The organism is Bartonella clarridgeiae ATCC 51734, assembly GCF_000518185.1.
In the GTDB taxonomy this organism is placed as follows: domain Bacteria; phylum Pseudomonadota; class Alphaproteobacteria; order Rhizobiales; family Rhizobiaceae; genus Bartonella; species Bartonella clarridgeiae.
On record NZ_JADC01000009.1, the window covers coordinates 118,971 to 137,518 of the forward strand.

General features: G+C 36.3%; 16 protein-coding genes. 15 read left to right on the top strand and 1 reads right to left on the bottom strand.

Features of this window, described 5'->3' with window-relative positions:
* Positions 1 to 2 precede the first annotated feature (2 nt).
* From phoU to T420_RS0100995, 12 genes are all read left to right on the top strand, one after another.
* Positions 3 to 719, top strand: coding sequence for a phosphate signaling complex protein PhoU (gene phoU, locus T420_RS0100935; RefSeq protein WP_013544539.1), 717 nt, complete (start codon positions 3 to 5; stop codon positions 717 to 719).
* A gap of 453 nt (positions 720 to 1,172) precedes the next feature.
* A complete protein-coding gene (locus T420_RS0100940; protein ID WP_026501061.1) occupies positions 1,173 to 2,021 on the top strand; it encodes a cell wall hydrolase in 849 nt (282 codons plus the stop codon).
* A 32-nt stretch (positions 2,022 to 2,053) separates the two neighbouring features.
* Positions 2,054 to 3,301: an aminopeptidase gene (locus tag T420_RS0100945; protein ID WP_013544541.1), complete on the top strand. Its 1,248-nt coding sequence runs from the start codon at positions 2,054 to 2,056 to the stop codon at positions 3,299 to 3,301.
* Positions 3,302 to 3,330: 29 nt separating this feature from the next.
* Complete coding sequence (gene mutM, locus T420_RS0100950; protein ID WP_013544542.1) at positions 3,331 to 4,206, top strand: bifunctional DNA-formamidopyrimidine glycosylase/DNA-(apurinic or apyrimidinic site) lyase; 876 nt, start codon at positions 3,331 to 3,333, stop codon at positions 4,204 to 4,206.
* A 75-nt stretch (positions 4,207 to 4,281) separates the two neighbouring features.
* Positions 4,282 to 5,697 carry a M20/M25/M40 family metallo-hydrolase gene (locus T420_RS0100955; RefSeq protein WP_013544543.1) on the top strand — a complete coding sequence of 472 codons (1,416 nt, stop codon included), beginning with the start codon at positions 4,282 to 4,284 and terminating at the stop codon, positions 5,695 to 5,697.
* A complete protein-coding gene (locus T420_RS0100960; protein ID WP_026501062.1) occupies positions 5,669 to 6,289 on the top strand; it encodes a ribonuclease D in 621 nt (206 codons plus the stop codon). The genes T420_RS0100955 and T420_RS0100960 overlap by 29 nt, the downstream gene beginning before the upstream one ends.
* Before the next feature lie 633 nt (positions 6,290 to 6,922).
* Positions 6,923 to 7,219 (top strand): hypothetical protein, encoded by a 297-nt coding sequence (locus tag T420_RS0100965; protein WP_013544545.1) that lies wholly within the window; start codon positions 6,923 to 6,925, stop codon positions 7,217 to 7,219.
* 368 nt (positions 7,220 to 7,587) lie between these two features.
* Complete coding sequence (locus T420_RS0100970; RefSeq protein WP_013544547.1) at positions 7,588 to 8,466, top strand: outer membrane protein; 879 nt, start codon at positions 7,588 to 7,590, stop codon at positions 8,464 to 8,466.
* Between the two features lie 143 nt (positions 8,467 to 8,609).
* Positions 8,610 to 9,476 carry an outer membrane protein gene (locus T420_RS0100975; protein WP_013544548.1) on the top strand — a complete coding sequence of 289 codons (867 nt, stop codon included), beginning with the start codon at positions 8,610 to 8,612 and terminating at the stop codon, positions 9,474 to 9,476.
* Positions 9,477 to 9,627: 151 nt separating this feature from the next.
* Entirely contained in the window at positions 9,628 to 10,527 is a 900-nt protein-coding gene (locus T420_RS0100980; RefSeq protein WP_013544549.1) for an outer membrane protein, read from the top strand.
* Positions 10,528 to 10,776: 249 nt separating this feature from the next.
* Complete coding sequence (gene ileS, locus T420_RS0100985; protein ID WP_013544550.1) at positions 10,777 to 13,692, top strand: isoleucine--tRNA ligase; 2,916 nt, start codon at positions 10,777 to 10,779, stop codon at positions 13,690 to 13,692.
* A 218-nt stretch (positions 13,693 to 13,910) separates the two neighbouring features.
* Entirely contained in the window at positions 13,911 to 14,480 is a 570-nt protein-coding gene (locus tag T420_RS0100995) for a hypothetical protein (protein WP_035450831.1), read from the top strand.
* Positions 14,481 to 14,600: 120 nt separating this feature from the next.
* On the opposite strand, the gene T420_RS0101000 is transcribed toward T420_RS0100995, so the two are convergent.
* Entirely contained in the window at positions 14,601 to 15,053 is a 453-nt protein-coding gene (locus T420_RS0101000; protein ID WP_013544552.1) for a nucleoside deaminase, read from the bottom strand.
* A 271-nt stretch (positions 15,054 to 15,324) separates the two neighbouring features.
* On the opposite strand from T420_RS0101000, the gene T420_RS0101005 reads away from it, so the two are divergent.
* The 3 genes from T420_RS0101005 (at position 15,325) to T420_RS0101015 (ending at position 18,526) form a co-directional block, all read left to right on the top strand.
* Positions 15,325 to 16,716, top strand: a complete 1,392-nt coding sequence (locus T420_RS0101005; RefSeq protein ID WP_026501064.1) for a pseudouridine synthase — start codon at positions 15,325 to 15,327, stop codon at positions 16,714 to 16,716.
* Positions 16,703 to 17,260: a 16S rRNA (guanine(966)-N(2))-methyltransferase RsmD gene (gene rsmD / locus T420_RS0101010; RefSeq protein WP_026501065.1), complete on the top strand. Its 558-nt coding sequence runs from the start codon at positions 16,703 to 16,705 to the stop codon at positions 17,258 to 17,260. Before T420_RS0101005 ends, rsmD begins: the two co-directional genes overlap by 14 nt.
* 432 nt (positions 17,261 to 17,692) lie before the next feature.
* Positions 17,693 to 18,526: a patatin-like phospholipase family protein gene (locus T420_RS0101015; protein ID WP_013544555.1), complete on the top strand. Its 834-nt coding sequence runs from the start codon at positions 17,693 to 17,695 to the stop codon at positions 18,524 to 18,526.
* Positions 18,527 to 18,548 lie beyond the last annotated feature (22 nt).

Here is an 18,548-nt window from a genome sequence, read left to right on the forward strand (position 1 = left end):
CTATGAGTCATATTGTTCATTCTTATGATATAGAATTAGAATATTTGGAATCCAAGATTTCGGAAATGGGTCGCCATGCTGAAAGAATGATTGAACGTTCTGTGGCATCAATTGTGTGTGATGATCCTGAGTTAGCTGCTACAGTTATTGCCGATGATTTATTTTTGGATGAAGCAGAACGTGATCTTGATGAAAAAGCTATTACCATTATTTGTAAACGCCAACCAATGGCTGTTGATTTACGTGAAATTGTTGGTGCTATCCGTATTGCTTCTGATCTTGAGCGAATTGGAGATATGGCAAAAAACATTGCAAAACGGACAGTTGCTATTTCGGAAACACGTCAACCTGCAGCTTTTTACCGTGGGCTTGAAACGATTACAGCTTTAGCACGCAATCAATTAAAGGAAGTGCTTGATGCTTATACGAGTCGTTTATTGGATCGCATTGATGCAGTACGCGAAAGTGATGATAAAATTGATTCTTTGTACACCTCTCTTTTTCGCGAACTTTTGACTTATATGATGGAAGATATGCGTAATATTACAGTTTGTACGCACTTACTTTTTTGTGCAAAGAATATCGAACGGATTGGGGATCATGTTACCAATATTGCTGAAACGCTTCATTATATTATAACAGGTCACCATATGACGTCTGGTCGCCCCCGTGATGATATGACATATACAGTTGGAGTAAATGAGAAGAAAACAAATTAGGTTTTTATTTTTAATGAACCAATTGTAAGAGGCTTTGCCTTTAGTGTTAACTAGATGCCTTAAAGATTTTCAAATCTGTAATGGATTGCATTTGAGTCTGACAAAAATTTTTATGTATTCACGAAGTTATATTTTTTTGTTTAAAAAGCTTTGGGTAGTGCTGAAGTGTGATGTTTATGGTTACCGAATACTATGTAACTATAAAAGTTTTGGGTGGTTATGTGTAACGCTTAATTTTAATAATGACAAAATGATTCATTGGATGATTTAGGCAATGAGAGATGTTTTAGATTAAGATTTTTTTATTGTTTTTTGTGTATAAATGCTTTTTGGCAATTATATCGTGTTAAAAATTTACTAAAAAGTTAATAATGAATTATATACTTTTTTGAGTTGTATTTAAAAATTCACTTGAACTTTAGATATTTAAAGACATAGGAACGTATGTGTGAAATGAAGAAAAATCAGTGGGTTATTATTATCCTTTGTGTTATATTATCGGTTATTGTTGGATGTTCCTCGAATCATGTGAACTTTCAAAAAGTGAGCAACCATAAAAAAACTAAATCAGTCGAGTATCCATTAACAGAGCGCCAATGTCTTATGCGTGCAATGTATTTTGAATCGAATCGTTCAAGTCGTGAGGGAATGATTGCTGTTGGAACGGTTGTTATGAACCGTGTAAATTCAAGCGCTTATCCAAAGACTATTTGTGGTGTTGTTGGTCAACGAAAACAGTTCGCTCCCGGTGTTTTAACGCGTCCTATGCTTGAAAAGGCGTCTGTTGCTCGTGTTAAAGAAGCTGCCGATGCTGTTTTACGTGGTGAAAGGGATAAAAAAAGTAAAAATGCCATGTTTTTCCATACTGCTGGTTTATCTTTCCCTTATCAGAACATGCATTATGTTCGTGTTGCGGGAGGTAACGCTTTCTATGAAAAACGTCGGCGTGATGGATCGCTTCAAGTTCCGGTTAATGACAGTCCTTATGATGTTGCGTTTGCTTTTTCTCAAGAACATTCTGGCAATATGCCCAACTTTGTGAATTCAACTATGGAAAGTAGAAAAATAAGAACAGCAGAGATACAGGAAGTACCTGCTTCAATAGCGATTGCACAAGCAGATAAAAAGAGTTCTATGCCTTTTGGTGTTGCGCAACTTGATAGAATCCCTATTCCTAAATTTGCGCCTCGTCGTGAAAATGAGCTAAGAGAAAGCACAACAATTGTAGCGTATACTATGCCTTTACCACACCAGTTAAATGCAGTTGTTGCAATGTTAGAAGAACGGCATAAAAGTCGGTAATTTTTTCTGTAGTTAAATTAAGGGATGGGGGTATGCGTTTTGATATCGATGAGATGATTTCTCCTGAAATGCTTGACCGCCTTGCAGAAGTCGCAATAAAAGTAGGGCTCAATTTACAAGAAGGACAGGATCTTGTTTTGACTGCTCCAGTTAAAGCTTTACCTTTGGTTCGGCGGATAACTTATTATGCTTATAAGGCTGGTGCTGGTGTTATTACACCACTTTTTGGTGATGAAGCATTATCACTTATCCGTTTTGAAAATGCTCATTCTGCTAGTTTTGATTGTGCACCTTCTTGGCTTTATGAAGGAATGGCAAAAGCTTTTGAAAATGGAGCTGCACGTTTGGCGATTGTTGGTGATGATCCGTTGTTGTTTTCCAATCAAGATTTGGATAAAATTTCACGTTTGAATAAAGCTACTTCGATGGCTTATCAGCCAGCTCTTAACAAAATATCGAATTTTACGATTAATTGGTCGATTATCGCTTATCCAACTCCGGAATGGGCTATCGCAATGTTTTCTGATTTGCCTCTTGATAAAGCAGTTCAGAAATTAGCAGAAGCTATTTTTTCTGCTTCACGTGTGACACAAGATAATGCTGTATATGAATGGCATGCACACAATGCTAATTTAAAGCAACGTTCATCTTGGCTTAATGAACAACGTTTTGCTGCTTTGCATTTTATAGGTCCAGGAACCAATTTAACGGTTGGTTTAGCAGATGAACATGAATGGCATGGAGGTACCTCGATAGCTCAAAATGGTGTTGTCTGTAACCCTAACATTCCAACTGAAGAAGTATTTACGACTCCTCATGCTTATAAAGTTGATGGTTTTGTTCGTTCAACAAAGCCACTTTCCTATCAAGGAACGCTCATTGATAATATTGAAGTGCGTTTTGAAGAAGGGCGTATTATCAATGCGTCTGCTTCAAAGGGACAGGAAGTTTTGCAACGGGTTTTACAAAGTGATGAGGGGGCTAGTCGATTGGGTGAAGTTGCTCTTGTTCCTCATTCTTCACCTATTTCTAAGAGTGGTTTACTTTTTTATAATACATTGTTTGATGAAAATGCTGCATGTCATATCGCTTTAGGACAATGTTATTCTAAATGCTTTTTAAATGGAGCGGCATTAACTGCAGAAGATATTGCAATGCGTGGTGGGAATAAGAGTATTATTCATATTGACTGGATGATTGGATCAAATGAAATTAACATAGACGGTATTATGCAAGATGGTGCAAAAATTCCTGTATTTCGTCGGGGTGAGTGGGTTTAATTTACAAATATGAAATCATTAGGGAGATAATGCCTGAACTTCCTGAAGTAGAAACAATTCGCCGTGGACTTAATCCCTTTTTAACTGGTGCAAAAATTATATCTGTTAAACTTAATCGTAAAAATTTGCGTTTTCCTTTTCCAGAAGCATTTTCTGAGCGATTGGTGGGCAGAACGATCGTAAAACTTGGTCGTCGTGCCAAATATTTATTATTCTATCTTTCACGCAATGAAACGATTTTGAGTCATTTAGGTATGTCAGGATCGTGGCGTATAGAAGGTGAATTTTTAAAAAAAGAGCATTCTTCTGTAAGCAAATTAGTTGCGCATGATCATTGTATTATAAATGTTCAGGCAAAAGATGATAGAATTTATCGTCTCACTTATAATGATGTTCGCCGTTTTGGTTTTATGCTTTTAACAGATACAAGAAAGCTTTATGAACATCCACTTTTAAAGAGGCTAGGGGTTGAGCCTATGAAAAATACGCTTTCTGGCGCTTATTTGAAAAAAGCTTTTGTTAATAAAAAAACGTCTCTTAAAACTGCTTTGCTTGATCAGTCTATTGTTGCTGGTCTTGGAAATATTTATGTTTGTGAAGCACTTTGGCGTAGTCACTTATCACCACAGCGTAGTGCATTTACATTGGCATTAGAAGATTTATGTATGCTAGAATCTGCAAATTTTCTTGCACAAAATATATGTGATGTGATCACTGAAGCGATTGTCGCGGGGGGAACTTCTTTACGTGATTATATGCATGCAGATGGGTCACTTGGGTATTTTCAACACTATTTTTCAGTTTATGGACGTGAAGGAAAAGAATGTTTGAATTGTGAGATACCTATTGTGCGTATTTTACAGTCAGGACGTTCAAGCTTTTATTGTCCACAATGTCAAAAATGAATAATCTGTCTTGCAAAATCCTGTAACAAGCTTAAAGTCATATCTATAATTCTGCAAAGATTGAAAGTTTTTTTTATGCTTAATAAAGTGCTAGAACATCTTGATAGGAATCTAGAAAAAAGCCTTGAACATCTTTTTTCTCTTTTACGTTTTCAATCTATTTCTACAGATCCAAAATATAAAGATGAATGTCGTAAAACAGCTGATTGGTTGGTGGAGGATTTGAAAAGTATAGGCTTCACAGCTTCACGCCGTGATACACCTGGTCATCCAATAGTTGTTGGACATCATCCAGGACCTTCTGATGATTGTTTGCATGTTTTGTTTTATGGGCATTATGATGTCCAACCAGTTGATCCATTGAATTTATGGGAAGATAATCCGTTTGAGCCTTCTTTAAAAGAGCAAAATGGAAACAAGATCATTTGTGCTCGTGGTGCTTCAGATGATAAGGGCCAACTTATGACTTTTATTGAGGCATGTCGTGCCTTTAAAGAGGAAACAAAACAGCTTCCTGTAAAGGTCACTATTTTGTTAGAAGGTGAAGAAGAAAGTGGTTCATCTTCACTTATTCCTTTTTTAAAGGCAAATATTGATGAATTTAAGGCTGATTGTGCATTAGTTTGTGATACCTCAATGTGGGATGCGAATACACCATCGATTTCTGTTAGTCTTCGGGGTATTTTAGGAGAAGAGATTATTGTTACGGCAGCTAATTGTGATCTCCACTCGGGTTATTTTGGAGGCGCAGCAGCTAATCCCATTCGCATTTTAGCTAAAATTTTGGCAGGACTTCATGATGAAAATGGTAGAGTAACGCTGCCTGAATTTTATGATGGTGTAGAAGAAACGCCTTTACAGATTTTACAATCATGGGATAAACTGTGTTGTAATGCTGAGACATTTCTTGGTTCTATTGGTCTTTCTATTTCTGCTGGAGAAAAGGGACGGAGTCTTTTAGAACAAGTATGGGCTCGTCCTACAGCAGAAATCAATGGCATTAGTGGAGGATATGAGGGCGAAGGATTTAAGACGGTGATTCCTGCTCAAGCGTATGCGAAAATTTCTTTTCGTTTAGTGCATAAGCAGAATCCAGAAAAGATACGCCAGGCTTTTCGTGATTATGTGCGCTTTCTTGTTCCTGCGGATTGTACAGTTGCATTTAAAGAGCATGGTGCTTCTAAAGCTATCCAACTTCCTTATGATTCGCCTTTTATTCAAGCAGCACAGGATGCTTTATTTCAAGAATGGAAGACTCCTGCTTTATTAACTGCTATGGGGGGCTCGATTCCAATCGTTGAGGATTTTCAGTCAATTTTTAATATGGAAACTATCTTGGTTGGATTTGCATTAGCTGATGATCGGATTCATTCACCTAATGAGAAATATAATTTAAAATCATTTCATAAGGGGCAGCGGTCTTGGGTACGCATTCTTGCAGCCTTAGCAAATAGGAGAATAAATGGTAGAGATTCGTGTTCATCAAGGTGATTTACCAAATTTGGATAATTATTGTGTTAATTCTATTGCAATTGATACCGAAACTTTAGGATTGAAACCACACCGTGATCGTTTATGTGTGGTTCAACTTTCTTCTGGAGATGGTACTGCTGATATTATACAGGTTGCTAAAGGACAAAATAGGGCTCCTAATTTGGTTGCATTGCTTGAAGATAAAGCAATTACCAAAATATTTCATTTTGGGCGTTTTGATCTTGCTATTTTAGCACATACATTTGGTGTGATACCCGATGTTGTTTTTTGCACAAAGATTGCCTCAAAATTGACGCGTACTTATACTGATCGTCATGGTTTGAAGGAAATTTGTAGTGAATTACTGAATATTAATATTTCTAAACAGCAACAATCATCAGATTGGGCAGCAGATGCTTTATCGCGTGCACAAATTGAGTATGCGGCCTCTGATGTTTTATATCTACATCGTTTAAAAAATATATTTGAAGAACGTTTAAAACGCGAAGAACGAGAAGATATTGCAAAGGCGTGTTTTCAATTTTTGCCTGTAAGAGCAAAGCTTGATCTTTTGGGATGGTCAGAAGTTGATATCTTTGCCCATGTTTGAGCTTTAAAATTTATTTGTGGAATCGAAAACAGAAGAAATAGTTGGTGTAGTTATACAGAATATCTGCACATTACAAATTTTTCCTCCCATATCATTTTAGGAGTATCCACTGTTATTTTTATAATACATAAAATACATTATGTATTATAAAATATGATGGTAGGTAAAAAATGAATTTTTATGAAAATGAGGTTTTTTTATCGTTGTTAGGATTGTTTTTAGTAATTTTTAGTAATAAGTGAATGCGCTATTCAGAAAAATGAATTTGGTAAGGTATTTTTCAAATCAAATTAAACCTATAAAAAGCTTATTGGATTGGTTAATGAAATAGATGAAATAAAAATACCTTTTGGTTTTCTAAGGTTAAGCATTAATTTTGAATAGCTAAGCGATATCATTTAGCATACAAAATATTATTAAGATTTTATTTAAAGTTTTCTTTATTAATGATTTTTGCATTGGTGGATTTCATAAATTTTAATTTGTTATGAGAGTAAATTATAGGGAGACTCGGTCAAGGACAGGGTTTTTATTTTTTCTGTGTCTGCATCATTTTTTTGTAGATATGTATTATGAAATGATTTATAAAAAAACACGTTTTGTATTTTATAATATAGAAAAGGGAGATAAATTATGAATATGAAGTATCTTGTTGCAGTTTTGGGTTTCACTATAATTACAGTTTCTACAGTTCGAGGATCCGGTTTTAAAGAGGAAGTGCCGATTATTGATTCTACTTCTTACGTTAGTCAGTACAATAAGGATTTTTTGAAAGATTCTGTTTTAGATGATGGTCGTATTTTTTATAGCGAGTGGAAAGAAATAACAGAACCGATACGTGTAACTTTTGTATCTGGTAATTCAAGAAATTCAAAAGATAAAAAGAAAAAAGGCAGACCAAAATTTAGTCGAGGCCCAATGAGTTTTTAGTCGATAATAACTGCGTGTATATTTTTTGCTATCACTGGGTGTGGAAGATTAATTTTATTTCTAGTCAGTGAGAAAAGCGGGGAAGGAGAGAGTATTTTTGATAACTGAATATAATTTAGAATGTGATTAATTATATTCATGATGTTGTTGATTGTGTAGTAATCAATGTCATGCGAATTTTAGTCATTAATAACTTTGAAAAACAATAACGAGCTTTATGACTACAGTGTTCTGTTTATAAATTTATAAAAAATAAGGAATTATAGCATATAATTATGTTTTTTTTATGTCTGTATCATTTTTACTACAGATATTTTAAAGGAGGTGTGTAACATTGTGTACATAAACATTAGTTATGGAGCAAATTTATGAATATGAAATGTTTAATGACAGCATCTGTTGTTGCTTTGATGACAGCTTATGCAGCGCAAGCAGCAGATATTACAGTTCCTCAAGAAACGGGAGAAACAATTGTTGTTGCTCCTGCTTTTTCTTGGACAGGTTTTTATGTCGGTGGACAAATTGGTGGTTTTTCAAGTAAGACTTCTTTTAGTAGTCGTGATGGTGATGATTCTAAAAAGTGGCTTCCGCTTCATAAAGACTTGTGGTCTAAACCTTCAGGTTTCACAGGTGGTTTTTACACAGGTTCCAATGTTGATCTCGGAAATGGTCTGATTCTAGGTGTTGACACCGATGTTATTTGGTCTGGACGGAAAGACGAGAAAACTCACGAAGTGACAGTTGAATTAGAAGATAAAGATAAAAACAAACATCAGGAAAAGTCTGTATCCCGTTCTCCTGTTGTTTTCGCTGATGGTGAGGAAAAAGAAGTTGAAATTACAAAGTACGGTCATACTTTGAAAGAAAAGTGGGCTGGTGCTACACGGATTCGTATTGGTTTTGCTGCTGATCGCATTATGCCTTATGTTGCTGGTGGTGTTGCTTATACACAGCTCCAAGACAGCTTTTCAACGTCAGTTAGTAGGCAAAAAGTTTCTGGAGCAAAAGCTGAAAGAGCCGACAAAGAGCCCTCTGCTGAGCCAAATACAGTTAATACAGTTGATGAATCAAAAACAATGATTGGTTATACTCTTGGTGCTGGTGTTGACTTTGCAATGACTGATAATGTTGTTTTGCGTGCAGAATATCGTTACTCAGATTTTGGTAAAAAGAAATTGCATAATGATAAACTTGAAGTTAACTATAAAGCCAATGATTTCCGCGTTGGTGTAGCTTACAAATTCTAATTTATTACAAAATTAAATTACAAAAAGGCCCTGTCAGAGACGGGGCCTTTATTTTCTCTACGACTGCATCATTTTAATTATAGATATTTGAAATAGAATATTTTATAAAGACCAATTTGGATATTTGTTGAGGAGATAAGTTTATGAATGTAACGCGTTTAATGATAACGTCTATTTGGATATTTGTACTAGCTTCTATGGTACAGGCAGCTGATATTATGATACCGTATCAGCAACAAAGTCATCAGCCAGCACCGATGATCGTTTCTTCTGATTTTTCGTGGACGGGTTTTTATTTTGGTGGTCAGGTTGGCGGTTTTTCAAGTAAATCTACTGTAAGAGGTCGTAGAAATAGTGACGCAGAATGGGAATCGCTTGAACCGAAATATTTACCCAAACTTTCAGGTGTTATAGGGGGTGTTTATGCCGGATCTAATGTTAATTTTGGCAATGGCCTTATTTTAGGTATTGATACGGATATGGCATGGTCTGGAAAAAAAGATACAAAAATTATTCATCGAGAGGAACAAAATGAAGAAACGGTAGAAGAAGAGAGTACACGTCGTCAAGAAAACACTAGGAATAATAATAGTAGGGTAGAAAGAAGTGTACAAGTGTGTGCAGTTGCAGAAGAAGGTAGTAATCCTGTAAGTTCTAGTCATACCTTAAAAGAAAAATGGGTTGGTGCCACACGGGTACGCATTGGTTTTGCAGTGGATCGTGTGATGCCTTATGTCTCTGGTGGTGTTGCTTATACGCAGCTTCAAGATCTTCTTACAATAAGAAAAGAGGGCAAAGAGCTTCCCATTACGCGTAATGTAATAGATGACACAAAGGTTTTTGTGGGTTATACCTTTGGTGGTGGTATTGATTTTGCAATGGCTAAGAGTGTTATTCTGCGTGCAGAATATCGTTACTCAGATTTTGGTAAAAAGAAATTTGCAAAGGATAAAATGGAAATTGGTTATAAAACCAATGATTTCCGTGTTGGTGTAGCTTATAAATTCTAATTTATTAGAAGATTAAATTATAAAAAAGCTCTTTTTTCAAAAGGGCTTTTTTGTTTTTATTGTATCATTGTTACTACAGATTTTTAAAATAAAATTTTATATAAAGTGCATTTTGAATATTATTTTTGAATATTATTATTGGAGATAATCTGTGAATATAAAGTCTTTTTTAGCTACATTTGCTATTGCTTCTTCAGTTTCTATTTCTGCAGTGCAAGCATCTGATAGTATATTATTTCAAGAATCAAGGTCACCTGCTGCTTCTGGATTTTCTTGGACAGGTTTTTATATTGGTGGCCAGGCTGGTGGTTTTTCAAGTAATGTTACTGCAAACGCTCTTGATGTTGATATTCCTCTAAGTTCTGATCGTAATGATGGTGTTGATCGATGGACACCAGTTGATAAGAAGTATTTGCCTCAACTCTTTGGTATGAGAGGTGGTATTTATGCAGGGTCTAATATTAACCTTAGTAATAACCTGGTTGTAGGTGTTGATACAGATATGATGTGGTCTGGACAGAAAGACACCAAAACTATTATTATTAGCGATGATTTAGTTCCAACATATCGGACAGGGAGCGGAGGCAGCAGCAATACAGAACAAGGTAGAGAGAGAATAATAATATCTCCCTTCAGTCCCAAAAATCTGGGACGGGCAATGTATCAGCATGTAGCTAGATCAGGAGATGCAGCGGGACAATATATCATTTTTAATCACTCTTTAAAAGAAAAATGGACTGGTGCTACAAGGGTACGTATTGGCTTTGCTGCTGATCGTATTATGCCTTATGTCGCTGGTGGTATTTCTTATGTGGAGCTTCAAGATACTTTATCGGTAGTGATAGGTACTGAAGAAAACAAAGCAGATGAATCAAAAACAATGATTGGTTATACCTTTGGTGGTGGTGTTGATTTTGCGCTGACTAATAGTATTATTGTGCGCACTGAATATCGTTACTCGGATTTTGGTAAAAAGAAATTTGCAAAGGAAGAAGTCGATCTTAGCTATAAAACCAATAACTTCCGTGTTGGTGTAGCGTATAAATTTTAATTTATTGAAAAACTAAGTTTATTGTGAAAAGGCCTTGTTTATGCAGGGCTTTTTTTGAGAGATTTATTTTTGGGTTTCTTTTTTTAATGGTTTCATGATAAAATTGTAATAGATGATGTTATATATTCTTGATCACTGCTGAGTACGAATTATTGGCCCGGCCTTTTCATAGATTGAGCAACCACAGTTGCAGGGGTCAGGGAAATAATAAAAAAATAAAATAGTAAAAGTGGACAGGAATATTTAACAATGTCTGTGAAAAATGAATCAGTAGATTACTCAAAGACTCTTTATTTACCCAAAACTAATTTTCCTATGCGTGCAGGGTTACCGCAAAAGGAGCTTGAATTGATAACGCGATGGGAAGAGATAGATCTTTACACTCAATTGCGACAACAAGCGAAAGATCGTCCACTTTACATTCTTCATGATGGGCCACCTTATGCAAATGGCAATATTCATATTGGACATGCTCTGAACAAAGTTTTAAAGGATGTTATTGTTCGTTCGTTTCAAATGCGGGGTTTTAATGCAAATTATGTGCCTGGTTGGGATTGCCATGGACTTCCAATTGAATGGAAAATTGAGGAAAAATATCGCGCAAAAGGGAAAAATAAGGATGATGTTCCTTTAAGCGAATTTCGTCAAGAATGTCGTGATTTTGCGCAGTCTTGGATAACAATTCAAAGTGAGGAATTTAAGCGTCTTGGTATTGTAGGAGATTTTAAAAATCCTTATACGACAATGGCTTTTCACGCGGAGGCACGCATTGCAAGCGAATTGATGAAATTCGTTATGTCTGATCAACTTTATTGTGGTTCAAAACCTGTGATGTGGTCTGTTGTTGAGCGTACAGCTTTGGCTGAGGCAGAAATTGAATATCATGATCATGAATCTGATGTTATCTGGGTTAAATTTCCTATTTTGGAATCGCGTGATCATGATTTAGATGGTGCCTGTGTTGTGATTTGGACAACAACACCATGGACAATTCCTGGTAATCGTGCGGTTAGTTATTCTTCGCAAATTTCTTATGGTGTTTATCTTGTTGAAAGTGCAGAAAATGATTTTGGTTCTCAAGTTGGGGAAAAGCTTCTTTTTGCTGATGTTTTAGTTGAGAGTTGTGCAGAAAAAGCAAAGATTATTTTGAAACGCTTGCGTTCTGTGTCTGCTGATGAGCTTAAGACTCTTATTCTTTCTCATCCGTTTAAAGGTTTAGCTGGAGGGTATAACTATAAGATTGCGATGCTTGATGGTTCCCATGTGACTGATAATGCTGGTACAGGTTTTGTTCATACAGCACCTAGCCATGGGCGTGAGGATTTTGAAATTTGGAATGCTTATAAGTCTGTATTGGAGCAGGCTGGTATTGATTCTGCCATACCTTTTCCTGTTGATGATGCTGGTTTTTATACAAAAGATGCTCCTGGTTTTGGACCAGATCGTGAAGAGGGAGCTATCCGCGTTATTGATGATAATGGAAAAATGGGTAATGCTAATAAAGAAGTGATTAATGCTTTAATTAAAGTAGGGCTATTATTTGCACGTGGTCGTTTAAAACATTCTTATCCTCATAGTTGGCGTTCAAAAAAACCAGTTATTTTCCGGAATACGCCTCAATGGTTTATCGCAATGGATAAAGATCTTGGTGATGGTTCAACTTTACGCAGCAGAGCTTTGGAAGCTGTGATGATGACACGTTTTGTTCCATCTTCGGCTCAAAACCGTTTGGCTTCTATGATTACAGATCGTCCAGATTGGGTGCTTTCTCGTCAGCGTGCTTGGGGTGTTCCGATTTGTATTTTTGTTAATGAGGATGGTCTTATTCTTAAAGATGAGCAAGTGAACAAGCGTATTTTACAAGCTTTTGAAGCAGAAGGCGCAGATGCATGGTTTGCAGAAGGAGCACGTGAACGTTTTTTAGGTGAACGTGTTCATGAAACTTGGAAACAGGTCTATGATATTTTGGATGTTTGGTTTGATTCTGGGGCGAGTCATAGTTTTGTGTTAGAAGATCGTGCTGATTTAAAATGGCCTGCTGATATTTATTTTGAAGGATCTGATCAGCATCGTGGGTGGTTTCAGTCTTCTCTTTTAGAAAGTTGTGGAACACGGGCTTGTTCACCCTATAAAGCTGTTGTCACACATGGTTTTACTTTGGATGAGAATGGCAAAAAAATGTCTAAGTCTTTGGGCAATACAATTATGCCACAAGATATCATTAAAACATCTGGCGCTGATATTTTTCGTCTTTGGGTGATGACAACTGATTATTCGGAAGATCAGCGTTTGGGCAAGAAGATTCTTCAAACAAATGTGGATTCATACCGCAAGTTGCGGAATGCAATTCGTTGGATGCTTGGTATTTTAACTTATGATGAAGGAGAAGAAATACCTTATTGCGTACTGCCGGATCTTGAAAAATTTATATTGCATCGATTGTATGAACTTGATCGGTTGATTAATCAATCCTATGATGAGTTTGATTTTAAGAAAATTATGCGTGCATTATTGGATTTTTCAATCATTGAGTTATCTGCGTTTTATTTTGATATCCGCAAAGATACTCTTTATTGTGATCCGCCTTCGTCAGGAAAGCGTAAAGCTTCTTTGCAAGTCATTCGTGAAATTTTTGATCGAATGGTAACATGGCTTGCTCCAATGTTACCTTTTACAATGGAAGAAGCTTGGTTAGAGCGTTATCCAGAAAGTTGTTCGGTGCATTTGCAGCAGTTTCGTCCTGCATTGGCAGAATGGAAGAACGAGCTTTTAGCAGAGCGTTGGAAAAAAGTACGACAGGTTCGTAAAGTTGTTACGGGTGCTTTAGAGATTGAGCGAGCAGATAGACGTATTGGGTCATCTTTAGAAGCGGCACCTGTTGTTTTTATTTCTAATCCGGTTTTATTGGAATCTTTGGAAAATTTAGATATGGCGGAAATTTGTATTACTAGTGCTCTAACGATTATTCAAGATATACCCCCTTCGGATGCTTTTATTTTGAATGATGTTGAAGGTGTTGGTATATGCTCGCATAAGGCTGTGGGTACTAAGTGTGCTCGATCATGGCGTTATACACAAGATGTTGGGAGTGATCCGGATTATCCTGATGTATCTGCTCGTGATGCAGCTGCTTTACGAGAATTACAAGCACTTGGCAAAGTTTAAAGGGTTTTTGAGCAAGGCAATTTGAAAGGATGGTATTAATAGCTTTGATATCATTTGAATTCTACATTGATGGAAGGGGGAAATTATGTTAGAAATAGAGCACATTGTTTTGTCTATGAAGGGGTAATTTGTGCATTATTGGACAGTCTACGAAGAGTCATATTGATGTCAGCAGGTTTTGCGCTTGGGAAAATGGATGAACAAGGAAGAGATACGCAATGAAAATATTTTTAGCAAGCACGCTAAGTGTGTGTTTTATGTTGGCAGGGTGTAATTTATCTGCTCCGACTTATGGTACGGATAAAACAGCTTCATTGCAGTTTGTTGATGATATAACTAATCTTGCTTCATTAAGATCAAAAAATAAAAACAATCAGCTTGTAATGAAACAGCGCCCACAACTTGTATTTCCAGAACCTAATGCACGTGTAGTTTTACCTCCACCTCAGGTAGATATTACGGAGATTGATTCTTATGATGAGATGGAAGTGTCAGAGCAGTCTCAGAAGAGTTTGCAAGGTGGAGTGGGAGCTAATAGGGCCAATTCTAATGATAAAGTTTCTCTTTCTTCAGATAAAAAAGTAGTGACAAGAGGTCGTATAAATATTGATGATTCAGAGGGTATCGTACAGTTTAATGAAAAACAACAACGTGAGGAATACTTGCGTCGGCGGCAGGAGGCTGATGGTGGGAATGCAAATTATCGTCGATACCTTAGTGAACCACCTTTAATTTATCGTCAACCAGCAGTAACTGCATCTGCAGGGCAAAAGGATAAATTGGAATAAACAAAAGTATTTGAAAAAGGGCAGTACTTCGAAAATAGGAAGCAATAAGGAAGGCTCTGGCCTTATTTTACAAAAAGGCTTTATTGTTTAAAGATTTAGGTATTTAAATTGAAATAAAGCTTATTTTTTACGTCGTTTTTGTGAAAAAAAGTCTTTAAGCAATAGAGTTGCTTCTCTTTCTTTAAAACCGGAATAAACATTAGGTCTATGGTGGCAGGTTGGTTGTTGGTAGAAACGCGGTCCATGTTCAATAGCACCACCTTTTGAATCTTGCGTTGCATAATACAAGTTTCTTATGCGTGCAAATGAAATGGCTGCGGCGCACATAGCACAGGGTTCGAGTGTTACATAAAGATCGCATTCAGGAATTCTTTCACTTTTGAAGATTTGACAAGCTATGCGAATAACACGCATTTCTGCGTGTCCTGTAGGATCATATGGGGTTTTTATGTAATTACCGGCACGTGCAATAATTGTTTTACCATGTGTGATAACTGCGCCCACGGGAATTTCAGCTTGTTTTTTTGCTGACTGCGCTTCTAAAAGGGCTATTTCCATGGGAGTAAGTCTCATATTTTTCTTCCATTGAAGTATAAGTAACCAAAAAGCTATATTAAAGAGGTCTATGAAGTGAGCAAGCTTTTTATTATGACTCATTGTGTGATGAAAAGGTTCTATTACATTTTAAAAAGTGTTTAGAGCTGCTTTAAAAGTAAAAGGATACATTAGATATAAAGGATAGAATATGATGAACGATTGCACTCCTCCTTCTTTTGAGAATAAACGACATAGTGCACGTAATAAATTTTCTATACGATTTGAAAAAGATCAAAGTGAAAAGAAAATGAGTGAAAAGAGTGAAAGTGAACGAATTGCTAAAAGGTTAGCGCGTGCCGGAGTAGCATCACGCCGTGATGCAGAAATGATGATTTTTGCAGGTCGTATTGTTGTTAATGGTGCAATTATAGCTACACCTGTTTTTAATGTTACTCGTTCTGATGTTATTACAGTTGATGGTAAGCCTTTACCTCCTATAGAACGAACACGGTTATGGCTTTATCACAAACCAGTAGGATTTGTTACGACCAATCGTGATCCTCAGGGGAGACCAACAGTATTTGATAATTTGCCAAAAGATATGCCTCGTGTTCTTTCTGTGGGGAGGCTTGATATGAATACAGAAGGCCTTTTGCTTTTAACCAATGATGGTGGTTTAGCACGTGTATTGGAGCTTCCTTTAACGGGTTGGGTGCGCAAATATCGGGTTCGTGCTCATGGAAAAGTTAAACAAAGTGCGCTTCAAGATTTAAAGAATGGTATTGCAGTTAATGGGATTTTTTATGGTTCAATTGAGGCTTCGATCGAACGTGAGCAAGGATCAAATGTATGGCTTTCTGTAGCTTTGCGTGAAGGAAAAAATCGTGAAATCAAGAATGTTTTGGGAGCTTTAGGGTTATCTGTTAATCGTTTAATTCGTGTGTCTTATGGTCCATTTCAGTTATCTGATTTAAAAGAAGGTGCAGTTCGTGAGTTAAAAGGTCGGATGTTGCGTGATCAATTAGGAGAACGTTTGATTTTGCAAGCTAATGCAGATTTTAATGCGCCTATTATTAAGCCATTTTCAAATTCTGCTGTTATTGAAAAACAAAACAGTACAAAACCTCCTGTGATGAAGAATAGTTGGATTGTCTCTAGAAAAGAAAGTATATTACGTGGAAAAAAAGGCAGATTTCCTGGGCATAGCCAGGTACGATTGAGTAAAAAATTTGATGAAAAATTAAGAGTTAAAGATCAAAATAAGAGCGGGAAGGAAGAACGTGTTTTCTTACGTTCACGTTGTTCTAATGTTTGGATGGCTCCTGGTGCATGTCCGCAGATTGCACGTAAAAAGCCCTCTTCTGTTGCAGATAATCATTATGGTCGTAAGATAAATTGGGTTGGTAAAAGATTTACAGATAGAGGGAAGGAAAAACGATCAGAAAGACGAGTAGAGAAAGATAATATTGATTTTTCTAAAAAACGTAGCAAAACACCTTATATTGAATCAAGTATTATTGGCAAGAAAGATCAATTATTTAAAAAGGAGAGGAAGGTTGTTAAAGATGATCATGATAAACATTTTTTTAATAGTAAATGGAAATCTAGGTCATTTGATAATAACATGAAACAGTCTAAAAGATATAATAATAGTGCAAGAATGTCTCAGCGATCTGGAGGATCACGTGAGAGTTATTAGCGGTAAATTTGCCGGGCATGTTTTGTCAAAACCTCTTGATCGATCCATTCGTCCAACAAGTGATCGTACGCGTGAAAGCCTTTTTAATATTCTTACTAGCCAGGAAGAAAATTTTTGGTCAGATAAGCGTGTTCTTGATCTTTTCGCTGGCACTGGTGCTTTAGGGATTGAGGCACTTTCGCGTGGAGCAAAGGCAGCTGTTTTTGTTGAAAATTCAATTGAAGGACGTAGCTTAATTCAAAAGAATATTGAAACTTTAGGGTTGCAAGGCGTTGGACGGATTTTACGCCGTGATGCGACCAAACTTGGAAATATTGGAACAATGCTTGCATTTGATATTATTTTTGCAGATCCCCCTTATGGCTGTTCTTTAGGTGAAAAGGCTTTTATTCAAGCTTTTAAAGGAAAGTGGGCAAAAACTGAAACATTTTTTATTCTTGAAGAAGCAAAAGAAGCGATTATTAATTTGCCTGATCCATTTTATTTGGAGGATGAGCGTTTTTATAGTGATACAGCAATACGGATCTATAAACTTCAAAAGTAATTTACACTTGAGAAAGGTTTTATTTTCATCAAGTGAAGCCAGATACAAGATTATTTTACATAGTTCTACCATACTCCTTATGAAAAAGTTGTTTCGTTATTGCAAGATTTTTTCCGGTTTAGTATAAAGATTTTGAAGGAGAGAAAATTGCTATTTTTTGCAATTAAGCAAAAGAATTTTGTTTCAAAGTTTTATTTTAGCTATTAGCTAATGGATAAAAGTAAGCGTGATTGAAGGATATGATATTCGAGTTATCATGAAAATCATTTGATATTATCTGAGCTTAGTGAATAAATTAAAAGAAAGTAAAGATTGTACATTTTTTATTGTCGTTTCTAAGGGACTTCTATAAATGTAAGAGGCAGTAATCATCGGGGAGAGTGTTTCTTTTGTACTTACTGGAGAATTAAAGAATGATATAGGAGAGATAGAGTGAAAATTGGTTTGGCATTCGGTGGTGGAGGGGCTCGAGGTTTAGGCCATCTCCCAGTTATTGGGGCGCTTGAGGATTTGGGTTTGAAACCAAATGCCATTGCAGGATCTTCTATAGGTTCTATCGTGGGTGCTGGTGTAGCTTCTGGAATGACAGAGACTGATTGGAAAGAATATTGTCTATCAACTTTTTCTAATTCAAATGATATTTTGAAGCGTTTATGGTCTTTAATGCCGACGTCATGGAAAGAGTTTTGGGAATGTAGTTTACATCTTTTTCAATTTAATTTGGAGTTAATTTTAGAGAATTTTTTACCATTGAATTTTCCGCGGGATTTTTGTGCTTTAGAAATTCCTTTTTGTGCTGTAGCTTCAAATTTAAAAACAGCAGAGATGGTTGTTATCCAAGAGGGCGATTTGCGTTCTGCTTTAGCAGCTTCTTCTGCTATTCCTGGTTTGTTTAAGCCTGTTTTACGTAATCATGATTTTTTGATTGATGGAGCGGTTTCTAATCCAGTACCTTTTGATTGTTTTACTGAACCAATTGATCTTTCGATTGGTGTTGATGTTACTGGACTTCCGATTATTGGATGTAAAAATGGCAATCTTTCGGTTTCTGAAAGTCTTATTGCTGCAGGTATTGTAGGACAACGAGCGCTCGTGAGAACGCGTTTACAATGTGCAAAGTTAGATCTTTTATTATGTCCTCCTGTTGATGGAATCCAAATTTTAAATTTTTTTGAAGTTAAAGAAATTTTACAACGTGTAGGGCCTTTTCGTGAAAAAGCTAAGAGGCAAATTTCTGAATTAGTTGAAAGAAAAATAGTGCATTAATGGCACGTAACTTTTAACTATG